1 protein-coding gene is annotated in these 1,049 nt (G+C 46.2%); it reads left to right on the top strand.

From position 1 onward, the window contains the following. The first annotated feature begins 2 nt into the window (after positions 1-2). On the top strand, positions 3-944 hold the full coding sequence (locus tag R8269_RS26170) for a NupC/NupG family nucleoside CNT transporter (protein WP_318223034.1): 942 nt from the start codon (positions 3-5) through the stop codon (positions 942-944). The last annotated feature ends 105 nt before the right edge of the window (positions 945-1,049 follow it).

A 1,049-nucleotide genomic window follows, 5' to 3' on the forward strand; every position in this document is an offset into this window, starting at 1 on the left:
CGATCAATGTTCTGGGTATCATCGTTTTCTTCTCCTCTCTTATCTCAGGTCTTTATCACATTGGTGTGATGCCAAAAGTTATCAACTTCATTGGTGGTGGTATTCAAAAGCTTCTTGGCATTGGTCGTGCTGAGTCTTTGTCTGCAACAGCAAACATTTTTGTCGGCACTATCGAAGCGCCACTAATGGTGAAACCCTACCTAAAGCACATGACTGATTCGCAGTTCTTTGCGGTAATGACAGGTGGTTTGGCATCAGTAGCTGGTGGTACGTTGGTCGGTTATGCCTCGTTGGGTGTTGATCTTAACTACCTTATCGCTGCTGCCTTTATGTCTGCGCCCGCAGGCTTGTTGATGGCAAAAATTCTCATGCCAGAAGATGTGAACAAAGCACCAGATATCGACATTAGCCAAGTGGAAATTCCACGCGCAACTAACGTGGTTGAAGCGTTAGCCGATGGCGCAATGGCGGGTGTTCGTATCGCTGTGTCTGTAGGTGGTACGTTGTTAGCGTTCATCAGCGTAATCGCGTTGTTGAACGGGATGCTAGGTTGGGCTGGAGACCTTATTGGTACGCCACTAAGCTTTGAGCTTATCTTAGGCTACGTATTTGCACCTGTCGCATGGTTGTTAGGTGTGCCATGGGAAGAGGCGAATACGGCGGGCTCGCTTATTGGTAACAAGATCGTGGTGAACGAGTTTGTTGCTTTCATCCAACTAGCAGAAGTGAAATCTCAGCTAAGTGCTCACTCTCAAGCTATCGTGACTTTCGCACTGTGTGGTTTTGCAAACATCTCTAGTATGGCAATGCTGATCGGCGGAGTGGGTTCTTTGGTTCCAGAGAAGCGTGCATTTGTTTCTAAGCATGGTTTCCGCGCGATTATTGCCGGCGTTATGGCGAACTTGATGAGTGCTTCTATTGCGGGTGTGATTTTAAGTCTGTAATTGAAATAGATATCTAAAATTAGCAAAAAGGCTCCTTGCTGAGCCTTTTTCGTATCTCAATATTGATGTTATTGTTCAGTATGGAACTGCTCGCAAGCCAACATC

This window comes from Vibrio sp. Vb0667 (assembly GCF_033391095.1).